Raw genomic sequence first — 17082 nt, 5'->3', positions numbered from 1 at the left:
CGGTTTTTTGGTTGGTTCAGTTTCACAAGACAATACTTCAGGAACGCTGTGTCCAGCGTTGCATTCCTGATCGAAGACCGTAATATGCGGCGGCGAGCAAAACGAATCCGGCAACAGCCATGATCATGGATGTTGTATCCCACTGAACCATAGTTCCAAAAGCAACCTTGGATTGTAATGGGTTACCGTAAGTAGCGGTGTTTGTCAGATCAGGTACGTAATTCATGGTCATGATCATGCCTTGAACGATATTCCAAGCTACAAAACCGATAATGAATAACAAGGTAACCAGAACGGATTCCATCGCTAATCGTTTGTTCATGCTTGCATTTACCTCCTCTTTCCAATTCAATTAGACAAAACGTGCTGCATCTCCTGTTTTAAACGTTCTTTATTTTCGTCCACATATTGATACAGCAGGTCAAAGCTTTCTTCGTTATCCGATTGCATGCTCAAATTCGCGGCTTCCAGTTCAATCTGCTGCAATACCTCATAAATCTGTTCCCCGTGTGTTTGCAGGCTTGTCGTGATGTCATCTTCGGACAGGCCATTCACATTATCTCGTAATTGCCCGTGCGTTACACCGCTTTCGGACAACATCTGCTCTATCTTCTTCAGGATCACGGCATCTGCATCATTGCCGATCCGCTCCATAGCTGTTATCGTCTCACCCAGATACTGTCCGCTGGAATTCTCAAGGAAACCAGTCATCCCGTTCATGGACAGCTCGGTATCCAGATCAATGATTAGAATGATATCTCTCAATACTTGCGGAAGTTCCGGCCCACTTTCTCGAATCGTCGAAAATTCAGCCCGATAAAGGTCCATGGCAACACTCCCCACCACTTCTTCACCTGACATCTCTTCAAGCTGATCAAGTGGTAACAACTCCTGCAATTCTTCTTGTAACTTGTTCATCTTTCTCTGCCTCCTGTATCTCTCTGTCTAAATAGTTTGAACGTGTTTTTTACACTGGACCACTACGCGGTCAGAATAAACTTCCGATCGCTGTTATCCCCAGATTTTTTCAATCCCTTTATTAAAGGGTAAAATCCGGTGATAAAGGCGAAGTGTAAGCTTCCGAAGCAGCTTTCTTGCAGAAAGCTTTTAGCTCCGCTTCTTCAGTTTTTTTCTGCCCTCTCCATTTCGTGTAAATTTCAAGTTCAACTACGCCGACACGTTATTACATCATATCAGAATACGCTATACAAGTTGAACTTATGGAAGTTGGTATAGTATATCCTTTAACAATTTACAGGGAATATCGTCAAGTTAACGTGCACTTGACCTCTGGAAAATGTTCCGCTGTTATGATCTTGGCATCACGAGTCTTGGGAGGGGTAATGATGCGCCTGGCCTTGTTCACAGACACCTATCTTCCGGAAACCAATGGTGTTGCTGGCACGCTCCACCGCTTGAGTAACCATCTGAACCGCAGAAGAATTGAACATCTGCTGTTTACTCCGAACTCCGTCATTGAAGGAAGCCATGAGACTCAAGTCCGATCGGTTGCCAACATCCCTTTTTTTCTGTATCCCGAATGCCGCATTGCTCTACCTAACAGAGCAGACACGCACAAGCAACTACAAACCTTTCAACCCGATCTGCTGCATATCGCCACACCTTTTAATATGGGGTTGCTTGGTCTGAGGTATGCGCTCAAACACCGTCTTCCCCATGTTGTCTCCTACCATACCCACTTCGATCGTTATCTCGAATACTACCGGTTGAAAAGTATGATTCCTCTCTACTGGAAGTATATCCAGTGGTTCCACCGTGCCTGTGATGCAACCCTAACTCCATCGCAGGAAACGTTAAACACCCTGCAAACCCAAGGCATTCAGCGTCTGAAACTTTGGTCTCGCGGGATTGATTGCAACCTATACTCCCCTGATAAACGCAGATCGGATATCCGTGAACGATACCACATCACCGCTCCCCTTATTCTACTCTACGTTGGACGCATTGCCCCGGAAAAAGATATCGCTACACTCACGACTACCATGCAACAGTTGCCCCAGGAAATGCAGTCCCGTGTACACTGGATCATCATTGGCGACGGCCCATCTCTCCCGAAAATGCGTCTGCAATCCCCACCCAATGTCACCTTTACAGGTTATATGCATGGCGAAGAACTTGCTGTTATGTATGCTTCGGCAGATCTGTTTGTGTTTCCTTCCTCTACGGAGACATTTGGCAATGTGGTACTGGAAGCGATGGCTTCAGGACTCCCTGTGGTGGCGGCCAATGCTGGAGGTGTAAAGGATCTGATATCCCCTCACCGCAATGGTGTGTTATTCGAGCCAGGTCAGGCTGATGCACTGATTCGGGAGATATGTCTCTGGGGAAATCACGTGAACCAATTGAGGATAATGGGACTGGAAGGCAGAAAGCTGGCTGAACAGCGGTCGTGGGAGTATATTTTTGATACACTAATCGGGGATTATGAGGAGGCTATAGAACATCGGAACAGACAAACGAAAGATCGAATTATTACAGCATAGTTTGACAAAAAGAGTTTCTTCCAACAACCCATAACAATCGCCTCTGCCCTATGCTAAATTAAACCGGTTCGCTCGTTCAGGCTGGCATAGCAGGTGCACGTTGCTACGGTCAGCCTGAAACATGTTTCCATACGTTTCATAACAAAACCTCCTTCTTGGAATGGGTTAAGCTATTTACACGGTATGTAGAAACATAGAAGCCGAAGTTATTGAAATTAGAGTATTTTGAATGATTGTATATATAGAAAAAGACATGACCTCATTGAACTGGATCATGCCTTATATTGCAAACAATCTATTGGTTGAATTTACTGAACGGGACTTTGATATCTACAAACCCTTTAGCGTAGGGTGCAACCTCATAAGGGTGGAATCGGATGACGATACCTTTGTCATATAAAAAGAATTCAGATGTTTGATCAAGCTGAAAATCATAAATATTTTCTTCAAAAATAGAAACTCCTGCATTATACATGGCTAATAGACTGTTGGAGATTGATTTCTCTACCTTCTCCATCTGAGTATCGTCTTTGACATACTCGCTTAGCTTCAGTTCTTTCCCCGTTCTTAAATCATAGTTATATGATTTTGTCGCATCCATTCCATGTGCTCCGCCAGTGTACACATGATCTTCATATACCACAGATAACTTTTCTTTTGCATTGTATTTTACACTGGCCATGGTGATGTAGAAATATTTTTTGTTTGATTTCTTTTCTTCTTTGTCCAGGCGAGCTGCTTTCACTGCGTGGAGTTTAAATGTCTTGTTCAGTTTATCCGTCACAGATTTATTTCCACCTGTTAGATGTATGTATGGCTGTCCTTTATAATATTGGACCTTCGTTTTCACTGTAATCGTGCTGCCTGCCTCTACATGACTACTCGGAAGAATTATAGCAATCAGTACAGTGATCAACAGGTAATTTATCCATCTCAATTTTTTTCTTTCCATTCTATATTTCAACATTATCGATTAACCCCCTTTGGCTCAAATGATATCGTTTCCTGCATTCTGTTCCATATTACCTGTGGAGTACCCTTTAGGTCTGTTCCGCTCTGAACGTTTCCAACCCAGATGTCCTCTGCTCCTGGGTGTTGTAAATAGTGCCTAAGCGTTGCTTTGATCAGAATAGACGAATGTAAGTCCAACACCTCATCCAGTGGTATCCAGAATAACTCGCCTTCATCCGAGGGCACAAAATGTCGATGCGTGGTCTCTCCGAAATATACAAACTGCTGCCAAATCTCCCCACCGTTAACTTCCAACAGAATATATCGAAGCCGAAATTGTTCGACATCCTCTTGCGTGAACCCGGTCTCTTCTTCAATCTCCCGATAGCTGGCGCTCATGGGTACGTTCAGTTCCCCTTTTTCCAGATGTCCGCCAATGCCACCCCAGAATTCAAAATCAAACAATCTGCTACCCGCCTTCTTCATCATCAGCATGTCTGAACCATTGCTCAAAAACGCTGTAGCCATCTGTCTAATCTCCATATGTTCCTCCCTTTCCAGACTGTGATTATAGGAATTCAATTTATATAACCGCCTTCTAAAGCAGTTTCTTCAACTCATTTAGATGCTCAATCGTATGTAAAGGACCCAACGTAATGCTGTCCTGCCACGGCTGGTTGACCTTCATCCAGATGGTGCTCATGCCTACGCTTGCTGCTCCTTCAATATCGTTCACGGGATGATCGCCAATGTAAATGCATTGCTCCGGTCTCAGACCGAAATGATCGAGCGCAAGCTGAAATATGCGTGGATCGGGCTTTTTGACTCCAGCCTCTTCTGAAACAATAATATGGTCGTAATCCTCCCGGATACCGAGTTGATCTATTTTTCCATACTGAATATCGGTCTGCCCATTGGTGATTAACCCGGTTTGGTATTTCCCCCGAAGATGCTGAACGACTTCTCGCGCCTGTTCCATCAGAACTGAACTTCGCACATACTCTCTGCCATAGAACTCCATCAGTTCTGCATGTGGCGGATACTCTGCCCAAGGCAGTTCATTCAACAACTCGTTGAACAGAAGGGGTTTGTCCTTATAACCATCCTGGTCGAGTTCAATAATTCGTTTGCTTATATCTTCGGTTGACTCAAGGTGACCAAAATAGGTTTTAATCAAACTCTGCGTGAAGCCGTCAAAGGTCATTGTTCTGTTCAGAATTGTATTGTCCAAATCAAAAATAACGGCTTTAATATGATCCATCTTTCTTCTCCCCCAATTCCAGTACATGCGTTATCTTCTCCATACTCGTCACTTCTCTAAATCCCAAGTCGCGATAAAAAGAGCCGGCAACCGGTTGATCCGTGTACAGAACCAGTCGAGCGTAATGTTTTTCCGCTTTATGAATAACCGCATCCATCAGCCTGCGCCCAACCCCATGTCTTCGAAATTCTCTCATCACATAAAGCCTGCGAATTCTTCCGGTATCAGTCACTTCAGAATAAGGATCTCTGTTCAGACCGCAGATCCCAACCACCTTATCGTGCACTCTGCATTCAAAAAGCGCTTCATCTTCTTGCTCGAATGTATTGATTCCTGTCTCATATTCATGGATTAATCGCTCGATATGTCTGAACCCCTCACTGGAGCTTTCGACCAGCATCGCCACTAAATCGTCATGATTCCACACCGATATCTCCTGTATCTGCATGGTGTAACCGCCTCCATCATTTTAAATCAATGGTACACATGCAAACCCAACCATACATTGAACGATGGCCGGGTTTATCTTGTACAGCTCATTCTCATTTTTTCTTTTTGTGATAGTGATAACCTGTACACAGACCCTTTTGTTTGGATTTGGCTGAACAGTTATGTCCACCGTTCTTATCCAGTCTGCCTGGATGAGCATAAGCGGAAGAGGATACACCAACAAGTACGACAAGAGACAGGATTACGATAACAACCTTTTTCATAAGTCACCCTTCGATCAACACCCTATGCTTTAGGGCTTAATACGTGCTATATCATTCTACATGAAAATCCACAATTTGGATATCCTTCATCTTTTTAGCCGATCCATTCTCATAAAATCTTAAATTGCTTCAATGCATGGAAGACCCCATCTTCACTTGCCCGCAGGGTGACATAATCAGCGCTTTGTTTAATCCGTTCTCCGCCATTTCCCATCGCAATTCCGGTTCCCGCATACACTAGCATATCCACGTCATTCTCCCCATCGCCAAAGGCCATTGTATCCTCTCTGGATATCTTCAGGTAGTCGAGAACTTTCTCTGCGGCTATAGATTTGCTGACTTCGCTCGCTTCCAGCACATTCACTATATACGGATGGAATCTCACGAATCGTAAGGAAGGAAATCTGGACTGGAATTTCTCCGTCTCCGCTTCATCCGCATATAAGCAAATGCAATATACGTCCTGTTCCAACGTGCTGATTTTCTGCGGGGAATTCATGAGTCCAAGCGTATCTCTTAAAGCGTCAGTAACACGACCATCTGTTGTACACAACCCGTTCGTCTCAAATGATTCTGTAAAATATGAAATACTGTGCCCATGCAACTCGGCAAACTCACTGAATGCTCTAACCATCTGTGCTGAAAGTACAGACTTATGTATCACTTCATCACCTGCTTTGATCAATGCCCCATTAGCCGAAATGATTGTATCGATTCCGAGATTTCTGAATTCTTCGCATAAATTATAGGGCCTGCCTGTGACGAGTACGACTTGAACGCCTTTACGAATCAATTCCCGGATCGACTCAGCTGTACGCGGTGATAAACTCCGATCTATTTCGCTCAGCAATGTACCGTCCACATCAAAGAACACAGCTTTAATCAAATTGTTCTTCCTCCTCTGTCTTCAATTAAAAAGAGCAAGCACAGAATAACCTGATGTGGTCTTCCTGCACTTGCTCTTGCAATTAACGGGTCTGAACATCTTGGGTACGACCCATGTACCATGATTGAAATGATTTGGCCGTATCCAGGGAAATGTCATGTGCCCGATGATGCAGTACTGGTTTGGCGCGGTTTACCGTATGAATGGAAGCCAGACCGAACCAACGCTGTAACACATTACGGGTGATCTGCACTTCGATGACTTTCTCACGTTTGGAGATGAAGAGGGTTGAAGTGAGCGCACCGGTTCGAAGTTGAATGAAATTCTGATGCAGAATGTATCGGGTATGGAAAAAGTCCATCACTCTGCATGTTGCAATCCACACGAGCAGAATCGCGGAAATCATCCACCAGGCATGTTTCTGCCCAAACACCAATGGTTTGAAATACCACAATAAACCCGTAATTATGATCCACCCCCAGCTTGGTTTGAGCAGGCGCAGCCATAGTGATATTCGTGGAAGTTTTTCCATCTCCTGCGTAACCCGATAGGATGGCAGGATCTCCTCAATCAGGGTATAGGCTTGCTTCACAGGCAAGAAAGGATAGAGCGAGTTCACCTCCTGCTCGGATTCCCCCAGACTACCTGCAGTGGTCAGTTCTACTTCCGCTAATCCAAGCAGCCTTTTCATCGGTGACTGTGTAATTTTCACGGCCTGGACTCGCTCTTTCAAGATTGAAAATGACGTTTGCTCCATCATGCCCTTCGAGATATAGATCCGTTTGGCATCCGAGGTGATCTGGAAATTTCCATACTTTACGAAGGTTCTGACTATGCCCAGAGCAATAGATATAATCAATAAAACTAAAATCATCAAACCGGCAATCCACCAGGAATCAAGCCAGGTTAATAACAAACTTTCCGTTACTTCTTCATCAGGGAAGAAGTCCTTCACCCAGGAATACAGCGTAGCCAGGACCGGAATCAGTACGAGAAAGCTGAGCGAGGTAAAGGATGCTTTGAATATGTCCTTGCGGGTGGAATGATAATGAACAACCCGTTCCTGTTTTTCTTTTGCAGGCAGAGACATGGCTTCATCAGTTATAACAGGTTCGGATTGCGCCTCTCCCTCTTCCATAACCTGAACTGCATCCAACGTATCATGTTCCTCTGTTGCTCCTGCTGTTTCTGCTTCTTCAGCCATATGACCTGCTACAATCTTCTCCAGCTGCTCCGCTTCGGAAAGTGAAACAACGTGTAACTGAAAGGTAGCATCTTCTCCCTTAATTCCGGTCTCGAATCGAATCGACGTCACCCTGAATAACCGATGAAACAACGTTGTATGACGATTCACATTCTGGACCTTCGTATAAGGTATCGTTCTTCGGGTACGGTTAAACACACCACTATAGATATGAAAGGCTGTATCGTCTGCTGCATAACGCGAGGTGAACCACTTCAGGATCATGGACAGGATACTAATGGAGACACCTACATAAAAAGCGATTCTTCCATAGAATATCCATTGGGACTCCGAGCCCTGACGGAAAACAAACAAAAAAAGGACGATAGCGAACCAATTCTTTACCCGTTTCCACAAGCTCCACAGCATGGTTATTGGATGATGTCGCTTCATATCGATCATTCATCCACCTCATTAATCCGCGCATAGGACGCAATCTGATGACGGAGTGCAAGCGCAACTTCCTCTGGCAATGCCGGGATTTCATGCGATGAACCCATCGTGCCAACCGATACGGAATAGAGTCCATATTTTCGCATTAAAGGTCCCTGATTTGTTGTAACCGATTGCACTTTCGCCATGGGGATGATCTGATGTACCTTGGTTAGCGCCCCGCGCTTCAGTTGCAGGAACTCCTCATTCACATCATAGTACCAATGCTTGTATAACCATGAAGGCTGGATGAAAATATCCCACACCGCATAGAGCACCGATATGCCCGTAACGCCCCACAAAATCCAACCAATCCACGTCTTCCATCCATAGATGGAGTCGAGTATTAACAGTACGGCAAGGATCAGGAAACCTATTACATTCCATATGATGGCGCTAATTCTCCACAAGTTTACCGCATGAGGGGACAGCCGTTGCTCGGGTGTATTCCACTGTATTGACATATGTTCACTCCTTTTTTCCTCGGGTACATAAAAACACACATGATACAATGTACGAACAATCGTCCACGATCGATGCAAAAAGATAAAGAGATGACCCCTATACAATACAGGTCGTCATCTCTTTTGTTCATGTCATTTTACTTTAGTGCATGTTCAAAAAGACTGGTTTTCAGTACCGAGAAGATGGGATGAAGCTAGAAATGGAGTAGCGGAGCGTAGGAAAACTACGTGAGCAACGGACATTTCGGCTGAATTCCATATTCGATGCTGATGATGCCGATAGGCATCCTTCGTAATCAAAAGCGGGCTTTTTGAACAACCTCTATAAAACCCTGTACTTCACACAGCCAAACCATATGATCTGTTCCTTCTCCCCAATAGTTGTTCGCCACGACATAGGGTTCACCGAATTTGCGTTGCCACTTCTTCTGTGCGATCTGGTAACCGCTATCCAGGCAGAATTGCTGAATTCCCAGCCGTTGCAGTTCAGTAACCAGTGCAAGAATGAGCGCCGAACCAACCCCCTGTCCTTGAACCTCGGGCAACACATACAGGCTACCCAGTTCTCCGATACCGTTCAGCCGGCCCTCTGTACATTCTCGAATCTCCTTACCACACGGTCCATACGAGATTGTGCCTACAATAACATCCCCCATTTTGGCGACGAGGAAAAATACACTTGCTTTGATGTTGTCCTTTGCTTGCAATGCCTTGTGAATCATCGCTTTTTTGTGTGTTATCTCATCCTGAATATCATCCAGAAGCGAGCCTATTCCCTCCTGATCAAATGCTGCGGGAATGGTTGTCTCGAACACCTGATACACTCCATCTGCATCCGATCGCGTCAAAGGTTCAATGGTAATTTTGTCATCCACAGGTTCTTCTCCGTCCCATATACCCTCTTAATCTGTACGTCGCTGAATCAGTCTTCTTAGTTGATTCGCATCCTCAAGAGGAATGCTATATCCAGTATGCGTGTCTTCCTCGTTTACTAACAAGCCTTGCATCTTGGGATCCATTCCTAGTGAAAAATCATACCTTGTTATGGAGCTGTCCGCATTTGTTATGCTCATCTTGTACTGCGTACCATAATCAATAATACCTGGCATACGCTCTGCCTTATGTATGGCCTCCATCATGATTCGAATCTCGTCAGATCGATCAAACACAACATCTTGGCATGGTTCCAAGGCAAGGTTGGGATTACACGTTAAAGTGATCAGTACAGGAAGCCCTTCTTCCGCGTTCGATTCATTCGGTTTGCTACACCCTGCAATGAACGTGGCAATGACAAATACGAGCAACACTCCTACATATTTCACCATACTGCGTGCCTCCCTTACTTAGTATTAAATAAACTAGTAATGAGTAGAGAAGTAATAAATACAGTATATAATGAAATGACTCAACTGCACTAACTATCTATATTCATATCAAGTTACGTAACTCCGGGTCCCATGAAGACAACATAGAGATCAGTCGCTCTACGCTCTCTTCCACAAATACTTGAACTCTCTCACCCGTGATGAACTCAGGAGTAATTCCCGGTTCTTCCCCATTAAGAAAAGAAAACGTGTGGTCCCGCCAGCGCACAATCTCATCAGCAGTTAAACGGTCCGTCATGTCATAACCCGGTGAGCTGTTGAGCACCTGCCATACTTCTTCGCTCCAACTTGAACCTTGATAGAGATTAAAATCGATCTGGTCCGTCTCCTGGTAATATAAACGCGCTAGTTCATCCTTCGATCTGCTACTGCCTGTATGATGGTCTACCTTGTTGACCCGTTCGACGAATTCGGGATGCACACTACGGAACCAGTAATAGTCTGTTAGCACATGCATAAAGTATCCTCGCACAAAGCACTTCCATCCTTCATCGGTAAGTTGTTGCATATAGCTTGAGTAGAGATCCTTCAGTTCACCAACATAATCTCCATCATCTTTCGGGTTAAAATGGGTGTATTCCTTATCATCTCTGGTTGTACCTTCGCGCATATGTATGGAATCCGGGGCGATGTTCCCCAGATAGAATGAACCTCGATCAGCCTGCATTTGCAGCGAGTCTGCAATCAGATTAGCGATATTGAGATGAACCATAGGTAACGGCATAGAGTTAATCTCCTTTTATCGGGAAGTATTCTACTATACTTAGTAAAAAGAAACGATATAACCTACTGGTGCAACGCAGATCACTGGAATAGTGAGACTTCGATGTTCCACCTTTTTTCACCGTAGATGCGTGATTATCCCTGAATTCTCTCCACTTGCATGCGGTCAAACAGCTGCTCCAGATCCGTATGGTACTCCGGGTGCTCCTTCACAAGCAGACTAATGTATTCCGACCCACATTCATAGAATACTAGACGATTAAACGGAGCTGTATCTCCAAAATGATTGCTCTCCTGCCCGAATTTTGCCCGAATCAGATTCTCAATATAACGCGCGTAACCCTCGTTCCACTCTAACCAGCTCCAGTACTCGGCTTGTTCTTCATTTAATGAAGTGAACAACGCCTTTCTAGCTGTCTGTACTTGTGTCAGGTCTTTACTCTTCAAAGCAGACAACAATGAGTTAATCCGTTCCACAACGATTTCATCTTCATACGGAAATTCATAATCCAGTTCCCATGTCACACGCTTCAGTTGGTCCATTTTATGTTTAATCTGAAGACGGTTCACGATCCGTTCATCATATTTCTCATATACATAACAATGAACATATTCGTGGAACAGATAAACTTTCTGCTCCAGATCTTTGAACGCTGTATCCGTTACAATCGCACACATTCGTCCGTTCATATGATGCACCGGCATCGCAGCAAGGCATTCATCTGGAATATATAAATCGTCCGGTACCGTCTTCACCCACTCATATTGCTGCGTTTTGGACGAATAATCATAGATATATAATAAAGCTTCATAGGCTACAACCACTGGATAATGTTCTGCAAACAAAGGATGTAGGCTAACCAAGTCTTTCTGAAGCTCGTTTAACTCGTTAATTTGCTCTAAAAAAGCATCCATGTCATTAACCCTCTCTTTACTGGATTGATGCGTTAATCATACTAGATCAGGAAAGATAAAACACTGAGAGAAAAATGATAATTCTGTTCGAGTGTGAGATGGTGAACGTTAAAAACGCTCTCCCCGTTTCTCATACAGGTAGATATCCAGTGCCTGAATCCCACGCCGGGCCAGCTTAATAAACAGGATCAGCGCATACACGCCCAGTCCATATAACAACACATTAATCAACATTGCAAATATCGTAACTATAGAACCAACCATCATTATTATTCCTCCTAATTGACCCTTTTAAATGTTCACTCCCTATTCTAGCATATTTTTCCTTAGTTCATTTTTGGGTAGATGTAAGAGTTGTTTGGTATGTTTAGTGGTTCAAAACGAAAAAACTTCCACATCCGTATGTGAAAGGTGGAAGTTTTGTAATCCGGTATACAGTTTCCTAAGTTCGCTCACCACTGACTATATGCCAATGCTGATGCTTCGAGTCTTGATAACTGCCCAAGTTAGTTATAATCTTCGACGAGCCTGTCTGAGCTAACAAGTCAGCAGCAATCTTTTTAATGACACGCATCATTTCTAAGAGTAGTTCATCATTATTCTCTTCCTCTTCTGAAATGAAGGACTGAATATGAATCTTGGGAATCACCACGATATGGTGTTCGTAGTATGGTCGGGTATGGTGATAAGCCATAACGTTATTTGTTTCCATGACAACTTTGACTTGCGTTTTACCACTCAGCACCTCATCACAATAGAAGTCCTGCGTCATAACATACCCTCCTCTTACTAGTTAGTTCTAATATATCCTGCCTTCTTCAACACATATTCCGTAAACGGATTGATCTCAGGGATCGGCTGATTCAGATCAAAATATCGGAGTTCCAGCCCTTCATCATCCAAAATGGTTGGGCTGCCCTTGATACCTGAAGCTTCATAAACAGCCATGACGTTGTAAACTTCATCACCATGTGGGTACTGATAGTACATGTCCTCACCTGAAAAAATGCTAATGAGTTTGAATGATTCCGCTCTCAGTCCGGCCTCTTCATACAATTCCCGCGCAGCTGTTTCCTCCAAAGACTCCCCGGGTTCCATGGATCCCCCAAGTGTCCCCCAATCCAAGCTATCTGTACGTTTTTGTAGCAACAGGTGACCTTCCTCGTTGAACACGAGTACACATGAGCCCGCCATAATTAGAGGACGCGGGCCCACCAGTTTTCTTAGCTCCATGATATACCCCATTCATGCTTCTCCCCCATCTTCAAAGTGCATACGTGAAACCTACCCTTATGATTTGGTCAAGATTCCCTGATCTACGGATTTCTGAATAAGCTGCTGCGCATACTCCCACAATGTTTCGGAACCGTTCGCAATCTCACGGTTTCTGTTTAATACCTGATCACTTGTAATGTTATATTTCTGCCACGTATCTCCCTCATTCTGATGATTATGGATCAGAGGCTGCAACCGATCCAGAGATGAGGCAAATTGTGCTTCAGGCGTCTGCTTTGCTTCAAACTCTAACCATAAATAGAGTAGTTCTTCCGCCTGTTCCTTAGGCAATATACCAAACAGCCGATGAGCTGCTTTGAGTTCACGATCATATTTATCCGTGTGTCCCACCGTATCATAAGCGAACGTATCTCCGGCATCAATCTCGACCAGATCATGAACGAGAAGCATCTTAATGACTTTGAGGATATCCACATCCTTGTTGGCATGACTCTGCAAAACCAAGGCCATCATCGCCAGATGCCAGGAATGCTCCGCATCATTTTCAAGTCTCTCACCGTGCATAATTCTCGTCTTTCGTTCAATCGTTTTGAGTTTATCAATCTCAATGAGAAAGTGAATCTGATCCTGTAATGATTCGCTCACAGCACATCCTCCTTCATACCCATCTATGTGGATAGATCATACCAGTAAACTCTATAGTTAAAATCGAGTGACATCCCCACATCTTGTGCCAGACGAATTGAGCCTGCATTGTCCGGTGAACAATCCCAATACGGATGTATACCTACACGACTGCATTCTTCCACAAAAGCTTTTGCCACCATCGCACCATAATTCCTTCTTCTGTAGACTTCAACCGTTTCAATATCAACCGCATGTGTCTGATCTACGATAAATGCCGAAAAGCAAACACTCGCGATATCATCGTTATGCACTGCAATATAGCCAAAGCCATGTTGTAAAAAATCATCTATTGTCTTCCAAAAGTGAGAGATTTTATCTTTCAGGAATGGAGAATTGTTATATCTTTTCTCTCCTAATAGTACTTCATCTATCCTGAGAATTCTGACTTTCTCGTCCTGTGAAGCACATATGTCGAGAGGTGCTTGCTGACTTATCGAATTTGGATTCAACTTGAATACATGCTGAATATCACTGGAGATATCTCTTTTCCCGGAGATGTGCCGAAGAACATCTTCCCAGGCTTCGTCCACCACACCAATTTCAACAGCATGCATATGTAAGTCCAATAACTCAGGTTCAATACGTTCCCGCATGTACTCTTTCAATTCATTCAGAAAGGGCTCACTTCGAGAGTCGCCGATCAACTGAAAACCAGATTGTCCATGTACCCAAATTAGAGCTGCTGTGATATTCTCTGCATCATCTACATAGATCCGTCCCGGGTTCAAGCCAGACGCCACCGCCTTGACTTCAATATTCTGACACGAGTCCGTGAGATGTTTTACTTTGTGGAAATCATGTTTATTAATCTGGGTAATCATAGGTTCATTCCTCTCGAATTCAAGACAAAGCCATAAAGCGTGTGTAACCTCTATTAAATCTTATATTCATAGATTCTTGTCTCTTCATCATCAAGCAAATATCCTTTACTGATATAGGCCCAGTTATTTTTTTCATAATAATCAGTCAGATCAGTACACAAATACAGCTTGTCATACCCTTTGCTTTCACCTCATTCATCGCATGGGTCTGAAGTTGTCCACCCAGATTCTGGCCCCGATATTCTGGATCAACATGAAGACACGCAAACCAGGGAAAAAGATCCTGCCTGCTATTCAGATCACTTCGCAACAAAGCGCACCCACCGATAATTCGGTCTCCGTCCAACATCACATAAAATCTTGGTACATCACTCTCTGTATCCACAGAACGGTCTATACAATCCCGATAGAAATGGAAGCTTGATTCCGAGCCCCATTGTTTCCAGAAATACTGTACTGCTTCTTGCAACACCTCCGGCTTCTGCCGAATATCAAAAATTTGCAAAATGTTAATCTCCCTTCAATTGGATCTGATTCAACATATATTTCGCATACTCCCGAAGTAAGGCTTCACTCAAATTCACATTCTCCAAATCACCATTGTACTTTGCAAGACATTGTGAGATGACTTCCTTGTATTTAGTGGGAAGGTTTGTAAGTGCCCATTCTCCTGCTTCTCGCTTGGAATGAATGACTGAATCTTTCACGTACAAAAGAACCCGGGATAGACTCAATACATAGTAGACTGGGTTGTCCGCAATTTCTTCCATAGCTGAACTCACGTCCGATGTAATTGAGGCAATCATATGTTCACGATTTTCCGGTTGGAACAGATCCTTAATGGGTTTACCATCCAGCACAATACCTCGATCATAGATGACCGCCATATGTGCTACCAGATCCGGATCTTCATATCCACCACAGAGATATTGCTCATCCGTTCGATATTTCTCCCGGTGATAGGCAGAATAATGAAATTCGAAAGGGGTAGGGTATGCCATACTTACAATCGTAGATTCCAGTACAATACTGAGTTCAAAACCTTTCGTAATGTGCATCTCATCTTCAATATGCATTAGCTTTTTTGCTATCCTTCGATAGGTGTCAGCAGATCGCTTTTCCCGGCTAACGACCAATATATCGATATCACTCTGATTTAGATGAAAGCATCCCATGGCCATGGAACCGTGTAAATATATTCCCACCAAGGCATCCGTTAATTCTTCTTTCAAGACACGAGTAACGCTATCTAAAACAGTCTTTTCATTCAATAACAGTCTCTCCTTTATGTAGAAGATCAGGTGTCCAATTCAACGTTCAGTTCACGCACAAAAACAGCTGTCCCCTTCATTCTGACATCCATATCCTCACCATCCCGAATCACACTCACTTGAACCTTTCCATCTCTACCAATCTCATGCCCTTGCTCTACCACAAACTGTACCTCATCAATCTCCGGTTTCACATAGGTTAAATAATAAGCACCCATCACCCCGGAGGCTGTTCCAGTCACTGGATCTTCCGTCGTACCAGAGTATGGTGATGAAAAATGTCTGGCATGCATCATCGCATCGAAATCACGGGTTTCGAAACAAAAGGGATGCAGGGAAGCTTTGGGATTCTCAATTAAAATTCCTGGGAACAGGGAAGAATCCGGTTTCATTTTCATAAAGGAGTTCAGTTCACGAATCGGGATTAATAACGTCCAGGCTCCTGTACTTCCATAAACGATTGGCGTAGAAAGGTCAACATCATCCAGAGTGAGATTGATGGCGCTTACCAGCTTCTCGATATCCCCCTGGAATGGTATAAACTGCGGCTGATCCTGTTTCATTTCCATGTAAATGGTGTCGGCATTGCGCTCAAATCGTATGGGTAATGTACCTACATTGGTTTCAATCGTGATTAACTCTTTGTCACTCAACATCCCACGCGTCTTCAAACCATACAGTGATGCCATTGTGGCATGACCACACAGATTAATCTCATGGCCCGGTGTAAAATAACGTAGTCTGACGTCAGCTACTTCAGAATTCAACACAAATACCGTCTCATTAAAACCAACCTTATAAGCGATCTGCTGCATCTCCGTCTCACTGAAATGATCAGCATCAAAAACCACTCCTGCCGGGTTACCTTGACCGGGAACGGTAGAGAAAGCATCATAATAATAGACCGTAATATTACTCATGACCAGACCCACTCTCTCTGTAATCTAAGAGACGCACATGTCCATACAACTCTATGCTTTTACCATCCATTACAAGCCCGCCACCATCTTGGCACGCATAAACCGCCGTACGGTTAACGCGCGTATACTCTCTTAATGAATTCAGGGTATCTTCCGAACCGTCCCAATGCGGTGCAAACTCAAAATCAACGAGTCCCAGTGCTTGCATATCTTTCAGATCTACATTGTTTTCATCAGCATCTTCCCCATATCCCGCTATATCTATGGTAGGTGTAGTCAGAATACTTCCTGCGCTAACTCCAATCAGAATGCCGCCACTCTTCACATAGGAACGTAGCAAACCAACCATATTTCTCTTCTGTAATAAACTTAGAAAATAAAACGTATTTCCGCCGGATAGATGAATCGCATCACATTCGAAAATAGCACCAAATGTGCTCTCCTCATACTCCAGATCAAGATCATAATATTGCAGGTTATCTATTCCTATTTGATTATAATAACGTTTAGTATGTTCATAATACTTCCGCTCCGGGTCGGAGCACGAAGGGATATATCCGATGGAAGGCTGTTCACTGTTAAATAAGCGTAGTATTCTCTGATCCAATTTATCGTTAGATTCGAAAACCAAATCACTTAGCAGAACCAATGTAGTCATCTTATTTCCTCC

At 43.8% G+C, this 17082-nt stretch carries 24 protein-coding genes; 1 reads left to right on the top strand and 23 read right to left on the bottom strand.

Annotation, left to right across the window (positions count from 1 at the left end; genetic code table 11):
• Positions 1–37 precede the first annotated feature (37 nt).
• Together MHH92_RS08135 and MHH92_RS08130 are read right to left on the bottom strand one after the other, a co-directional pair.
• Positions 38–322 (bottom strand): hypothetical protein, encoded by a 285-nt coding sequence (locus MHH92_RS08135; RefSeq protein WP_253506839.1) that lies wholly within the window; start codon positions 320–322, stop codon positions 38–40.
• 26 nt (positions 323–348) lie between these two features.
• Positions 349–918 carry a DMP19 family protein gene (locus MHH92_RS08130; RefSeq protein WP_340903104.1) on the bottom strand — a complete coding sequence of 190 codons (570 nt, stop codon included), beginning with the start codon at positions 916–918 and terminating at the stop codon, positions 349–351.
• Between the two features lie 425 nt (positions 919–1343).
• Between MHH92_RS08130 and MHH92_RS08125 the strand changes: the two genes are divergently transcribed.
• Complete coding sequence (locus MHH92_RS08125; protein ID WP_340903103.1) at positions 1344–2504, top strand: glycosyltransferase family 4 protein; 1161 nt, start codon at positions 1344–1346, stop codon at positions 2502–2504.
• 295 nt (positions 2505–2799) lie between these two features.
• On the opposite strand, the gene MHH92_RS08120 is transcribed toward MHH92_RS08125, so the two are convergent.
• The 21 genes from MHH92_RS08120 to MHH92_RS08020 all read right to left on the bottom strand — a co-directional run bounded on the left by MHH92_RS08120 (position 2800) and on the right by MHH92_RS08020 (position 17070).
• Positions 2800–3471 carry a DUF3298 and DUF4163 domain-containing protein gene (locus MHH92_RS08120; RefSeq protein WP_127544625.1) on the bottom strand — a complete coding sequence of 224 codons (672 nt, stop codon included), beginning with the start codon at positions 3469–3471 and terminating at the stop codon, positions 2800–2802.
• Positions 3471–3998, bottom strand: a complete 528-nt coding sequence (locus tag MHH92_RS08115) for an NUDIX domain-containing protein (RefSeq protein ID WP_340903101.1) — start codon at positions 3996–3998, stop codon at positions 3471–3473. The genes MHH92_RS08120 and MHH92_RS08115 overlap by 1 nt, the downstream gene beginning before the upstream one ends.
• A gap of 55 nt (positions 3999–4053) precedes the next feature.
• Positions 4054–4716, bottom strand: coding sequence for an HAD family hydrolase (locus MHH92_RS08110; protein WP_340903099.1), 663 nt, complete (start codon positions 4714–4716; stop codon positions 4054–4056).
• Positions 4703–5164 carry a GNAT family N-acetyltransferase gene (locus tag MHH92_RS08105; RefSeq protein WP_076252572.1) on the bottom strand — a complete coding sequence of 154 codons (462 nt, stop codon included), beginning with the start codon at positions 5162–5164 and terminating at the stop codon, positions 4703–4705. The genes MHH92_RS08110 and MHH92_RS08105 overlap by 14 nt, the downstream gene beginning before the upstream one ends.
• Before the next feature lie 94 nt (positions 5165–5258).
• Positions 5259–5429 (bottom strand): YHYH domain-containing protein, encoded by a 171-nt coding sequence (locus tag MHH92_RS08100; RefSeq protein WP_094030640.1) that lies wholly within the window; start codon positions 5427–5429, stop codon positions 5259–5261.
• Between the two features lie 109 nt (positions 5430–5538).
• Complete coding sequence (locus MHH92_RS08095; RefSeq protein WP_339188779.1) at positions 5539–6315, bottom strand: Cof-type HAD-IIB family hydrolase; 777 nt, start codon at positions 6313–6315, stop codon at positions 5539–5541.
• Positions 6316–6397: 82 nt separating this feature from the next.
• A complete protein-coding gene (locus MHH92_RS08090) occupies positions 6398–7960 on the bottom strand; it encodes a PH domain-containing protein (RefSeq protein WP_340903091.1) in 1563 nt (520 codons plus the stop codon).
• Complete coding sequence (locus MHH92_RS08085; protein ID WP_340903089.1) at positions 7957–8454, bottom strand: PH domain-containing protein; 498 nt, start codon at positions 8452–8454, stop codon at positions 7957–7959. The genes MHH92_RS08090 and MHH92_RS08085 overlap by 4 nt, the downstream gene beginning before the upstream one ends.
• Before the next feature lie 296 nt (positions 8455–8750).
• Positions 8751–9329 (bottom strand): GNAT family N-acetyltransferase, encoded by a 579-nt coding sequence (locus MHH92_RS08080; protein WP_340903087.1) that lies wholly within the window; start codon positions 9327–9329, stop codon positions 8751–8753.
• 27 nt (positions 9330–9356) lie between these two features.
• A complete protein-coding gene (locus tag MHH92_RS08075; RefSeq protein ID WP_340903086.1) occupies positions 9357–9779 on the bottom strand; it encodes a hypothetical protein in 423 nt (140 codons plus the stop codon).
• A 103-nt stretch (positions 9780–9882) separates the two neighbouring features.
• A complete protein-coding gene (locus MHH92_RS08070; RefSeq protein ID WP_340903085.1) occupies positions 9883–10563 on the bottom strand; it encodes a zinc dependent phospholipase C family protein in 681 nt (226 codons plus the stop codon).
• Between the two features lie 134 nt (positions 10564–10697).
• A complete protein-coding gene (locus MHH92_RS08065; protein WP_340032269.1) occupies positions 10698–11477 on the bottom strand; it encodes a hypothetical protein in 780 nt (259 codons plus the stop codon).
• Positions 11478–11585: 108 nt separating this feature from the next.
• Positions 11586–11744: a hypothetical protein gene (locus MHH92_RS08060; RefSeq protein WP_162158967.1), complete on the bottom strand. Its 159-nt coding sequence runs from the start codon at positions 11742–11744 to the stop codon at positions 11586–11588.
• A 175-nt stretch (positions 11745–11919) separates the two neighbouring features.
• Positions 11920–12249, bottom strand: coding sequence for an HIT domain-containing protein (locus MHH92_RS08055; RefSeq protein ID WP_127544653.1), 330 nt, complete (start codon positions 12247–12249; stop codon positions 11920–11922).
• A gap of 17 nt (positions 12250–12266) precedes the next feature.
• On the bottom strand, positions 12267–12722 hold the full coding sequence (locus MHH92_RS08050) for an NUDIX hydrolase (protein WP_076327121.1): 456 nt from the start codon (positions 12720–12722) through the stop codon (positions 12267–12269).
• Between the two features lie 45 nt (positions 12723–12767).
• Entirely contained in the window at positions 12768–13358 is a 591-nt protein-coding gene (locus tag MHH92_RS08045; RefSeq protein WP_127544656.1) for an HD domain-containing protein, read from the bottom strand.
• Between the two features lie 23 nt (positions 13359–13381).
• Positions 13382–14221, bottom strand: a complete 840-nt coding sequence (locus MHH92_RS08040; protein WP_340903081.1) for a GNAT family N-acetyltransferase — start codon at positions 14219–14221, stop codon at positions 13382–13384.
• 145 nt (positions 14222–14366) lie between these two features.
• The gene (locus MHH92_RS08035; RefSeq protein ID WP_340903080.1) at positions 14367–14726 is read right to left on the bottom strand and encodes a GNAT family N-acetyltransferase; all 360 of its coding nucleotides are present in this window, start codon (positions 14724–14726) and stop codon (positions 14367–14369) included.
• A gap of 4 nt (positions 14727–14730) precedes the next feature.
• Positions 14731–15492, bottom strand: coding sequence for an aminoglycoside adenylyltransferase domain-containing protein (locus MHH92_RS08030; protein WP_340903079.1), 762 nt, complete (start codon positions 15490–15492; stop codon positions 14731–14733).
• A 26-nt stretch (positions 15493–15518) separates the two neighbouring features.
• A complete protein-coding gene (locus MHH92_RS08025) occupies positions 15519–16412 on the bottom strand; it encodes a PhzF family phenazine biosynthesis protein (RefSeq protein ID WP_340903077.1) in 894 nt (297 codons plus the stop codon).
• Positions 16405–17070: a Type 1 glutamine amidotransferase-like domain-containing protein gene (locus tag MHH92_RS08020; protein ID WP_340903075.1), complete on the bottom strand. Its 666-nt coding sequence runs from the start codon at positions 17068–17070 to the stop codon at positions 16405–16407. Before MHH92_RS08020 ends, MHH92_RS08025 begins: the two co-directional genes overlap by 8 nt.
• Positions 17071–17082 lie beyond the last annotated feature (12 nt).

Source organism: Paenibacillus sp. FSL M7-1414 (assembly GCF_038003195.1).
GTDB lineage: Bacteria > Bacillota > Bacilli > Paenibacillales > Paenibacillaceae > Paenibacillus > Paenibacillus amylolyticus.
Note: the sequence above shows the minus strand (reverse complement) of the source record. Positions and strands in the feature narration are given on the sequence as shown.

Excerpts from the sequence above, each read along its gene's own strand:
- MHH92_RS08135 (WP_253506839.1), bottom strand. The coding sequence starts at position 322 with ATGAACAAACGATTAGCGATGGAATCCGTTCTGGTTACCTTGTTATTC.
- MHH92_RS08130 (WP_340903104.1), bottom strand. The coding sequence starts at position 918 with ATGAACAAGTTACAAGAAGAATTGCAGGAGTTGTTACCACTTGATCAG.
- MHH92_RS08125 (WP_340903103.1), top strand. The coding sequence starts at position 1,344 with ATGATGCGCCTGGCCTTGTTCACAGACACCTATCTTCCGGAAACCAAT.
- MHH92_RS08120 (WP_127544625.1), bottom strand. The coding sequence starts at position 3,471 with ATGTTGAAATATAGAATGGAAAGAAAAAAATTGAGATGGATAAATTAC.
- MHH92_RS08115 (WP_340903101.1), bottom strand. The coding sequence starts at position 3,998 with ATGGAGATTAGACAGATGGCTACAGCGTTTTTGAGCAATGGTTCAGAC.
- MHH92_RS08110 (WP_340903099.1), bottom strand. The coding sequence starts at position 4,716 with ATGGATCATATTAAAGCCGTTATTTTTGATTTGGACAATACAATTCTG.
- MHH92_RS08105 (WP_076252572.1), bottom strand. The coding sequence starts at position 5,164 with ATGCAGATACAGGAGATATCGGTGTGGAATCATGACGATTTAGTGGCG.
- MHH92_RS08100 (WP_094030640.1), bottom strand. The coding sequence starts at position 5,429 with ATGAAAAAGGTTGTTATCGTAATCCTGTCTCTTGTCGTACTTGTTGGT.
- MHH92_RS08090 (WP_340903091.1), bottom strand. The coding sequence starts at position 7,960 with ATGATCGATATGAAGCGACATCATCCAATAACCATGCTGTGGAGCTTG.
- MHH92_RS08085 (WP_340903089.1), bottom strand. The coding sequence starts at position 8,454 with ATGTCAATACAGTGGAATACACCCGAGCAACGGCTGTCCCCTCATGCG.
- MHH92_RS08075 (WP_340903086.1), bottom strand. The coding sequence starts at position 9,779 with ATGGTGAAATATGTAGGAGTGTTGCTCGTATTTGTCATTGCCACGTTC.
- MHH92_RS08070 (WP_340903085.1), bottom strand. The coding sequence starts at position 10,563 with ATGCCGTTACCTATGGTTCATCTCAATATCGCTAATCTGATTGCAGAC.
- MHH92_RS08065 (WP_340032269.1), bottom strand. The coding sequence starts at position 11,477 with ATGGATGCTTTTTTAGAGCAAATTAACGAGTTAAACGAGCTTCAGAAA.
- MHH92_RS08060 (WP_162158967.1), bottom strand. The coding sequence starts at position 11,744 with ATGATGGTTGGTTCTATAGTTACGATATTTGCAATGTTGATTAATGTG.
- MHH92_RS08055 (WP_127544653.1), bottom strand. The coding sequence starts at position 12,249 with ATGACGCAGGACTTCTATTGTGATGAGGTGCTGAGTGGTAAAACGCAA.
- MHH92_RS08050 (WP_076327121.1), bottom strand. The coding sequence starts at position 12,722 with ATGGGGTATATCATGGAGCTAAGAAAACTGGTGGGCCCGCGTCCTCTA.
- MHH92_RS08040 (WP_340903081.1), bottom strand. The coding sequence starts at position 14,221 with ATGATTACCCAGATTAATAAACATGATTTCCACAAAGTAAAACATCTC.
- MHH92_RS08025 (WP_340903077.1), bottom strand. The coding sequence starts at position 16,412 with ATGAGTAATATTACGGTCTATTATTATGATGCTTTCTCTACCGTTCCC.
- MHH92_RS08020 (WP_340903075.1), bottom strand. The coding sequence starts at position 17,070 with ATGACTACATTGGTTCTGCTAAGTGATTTGGTTTTCGAATCTAACGAT.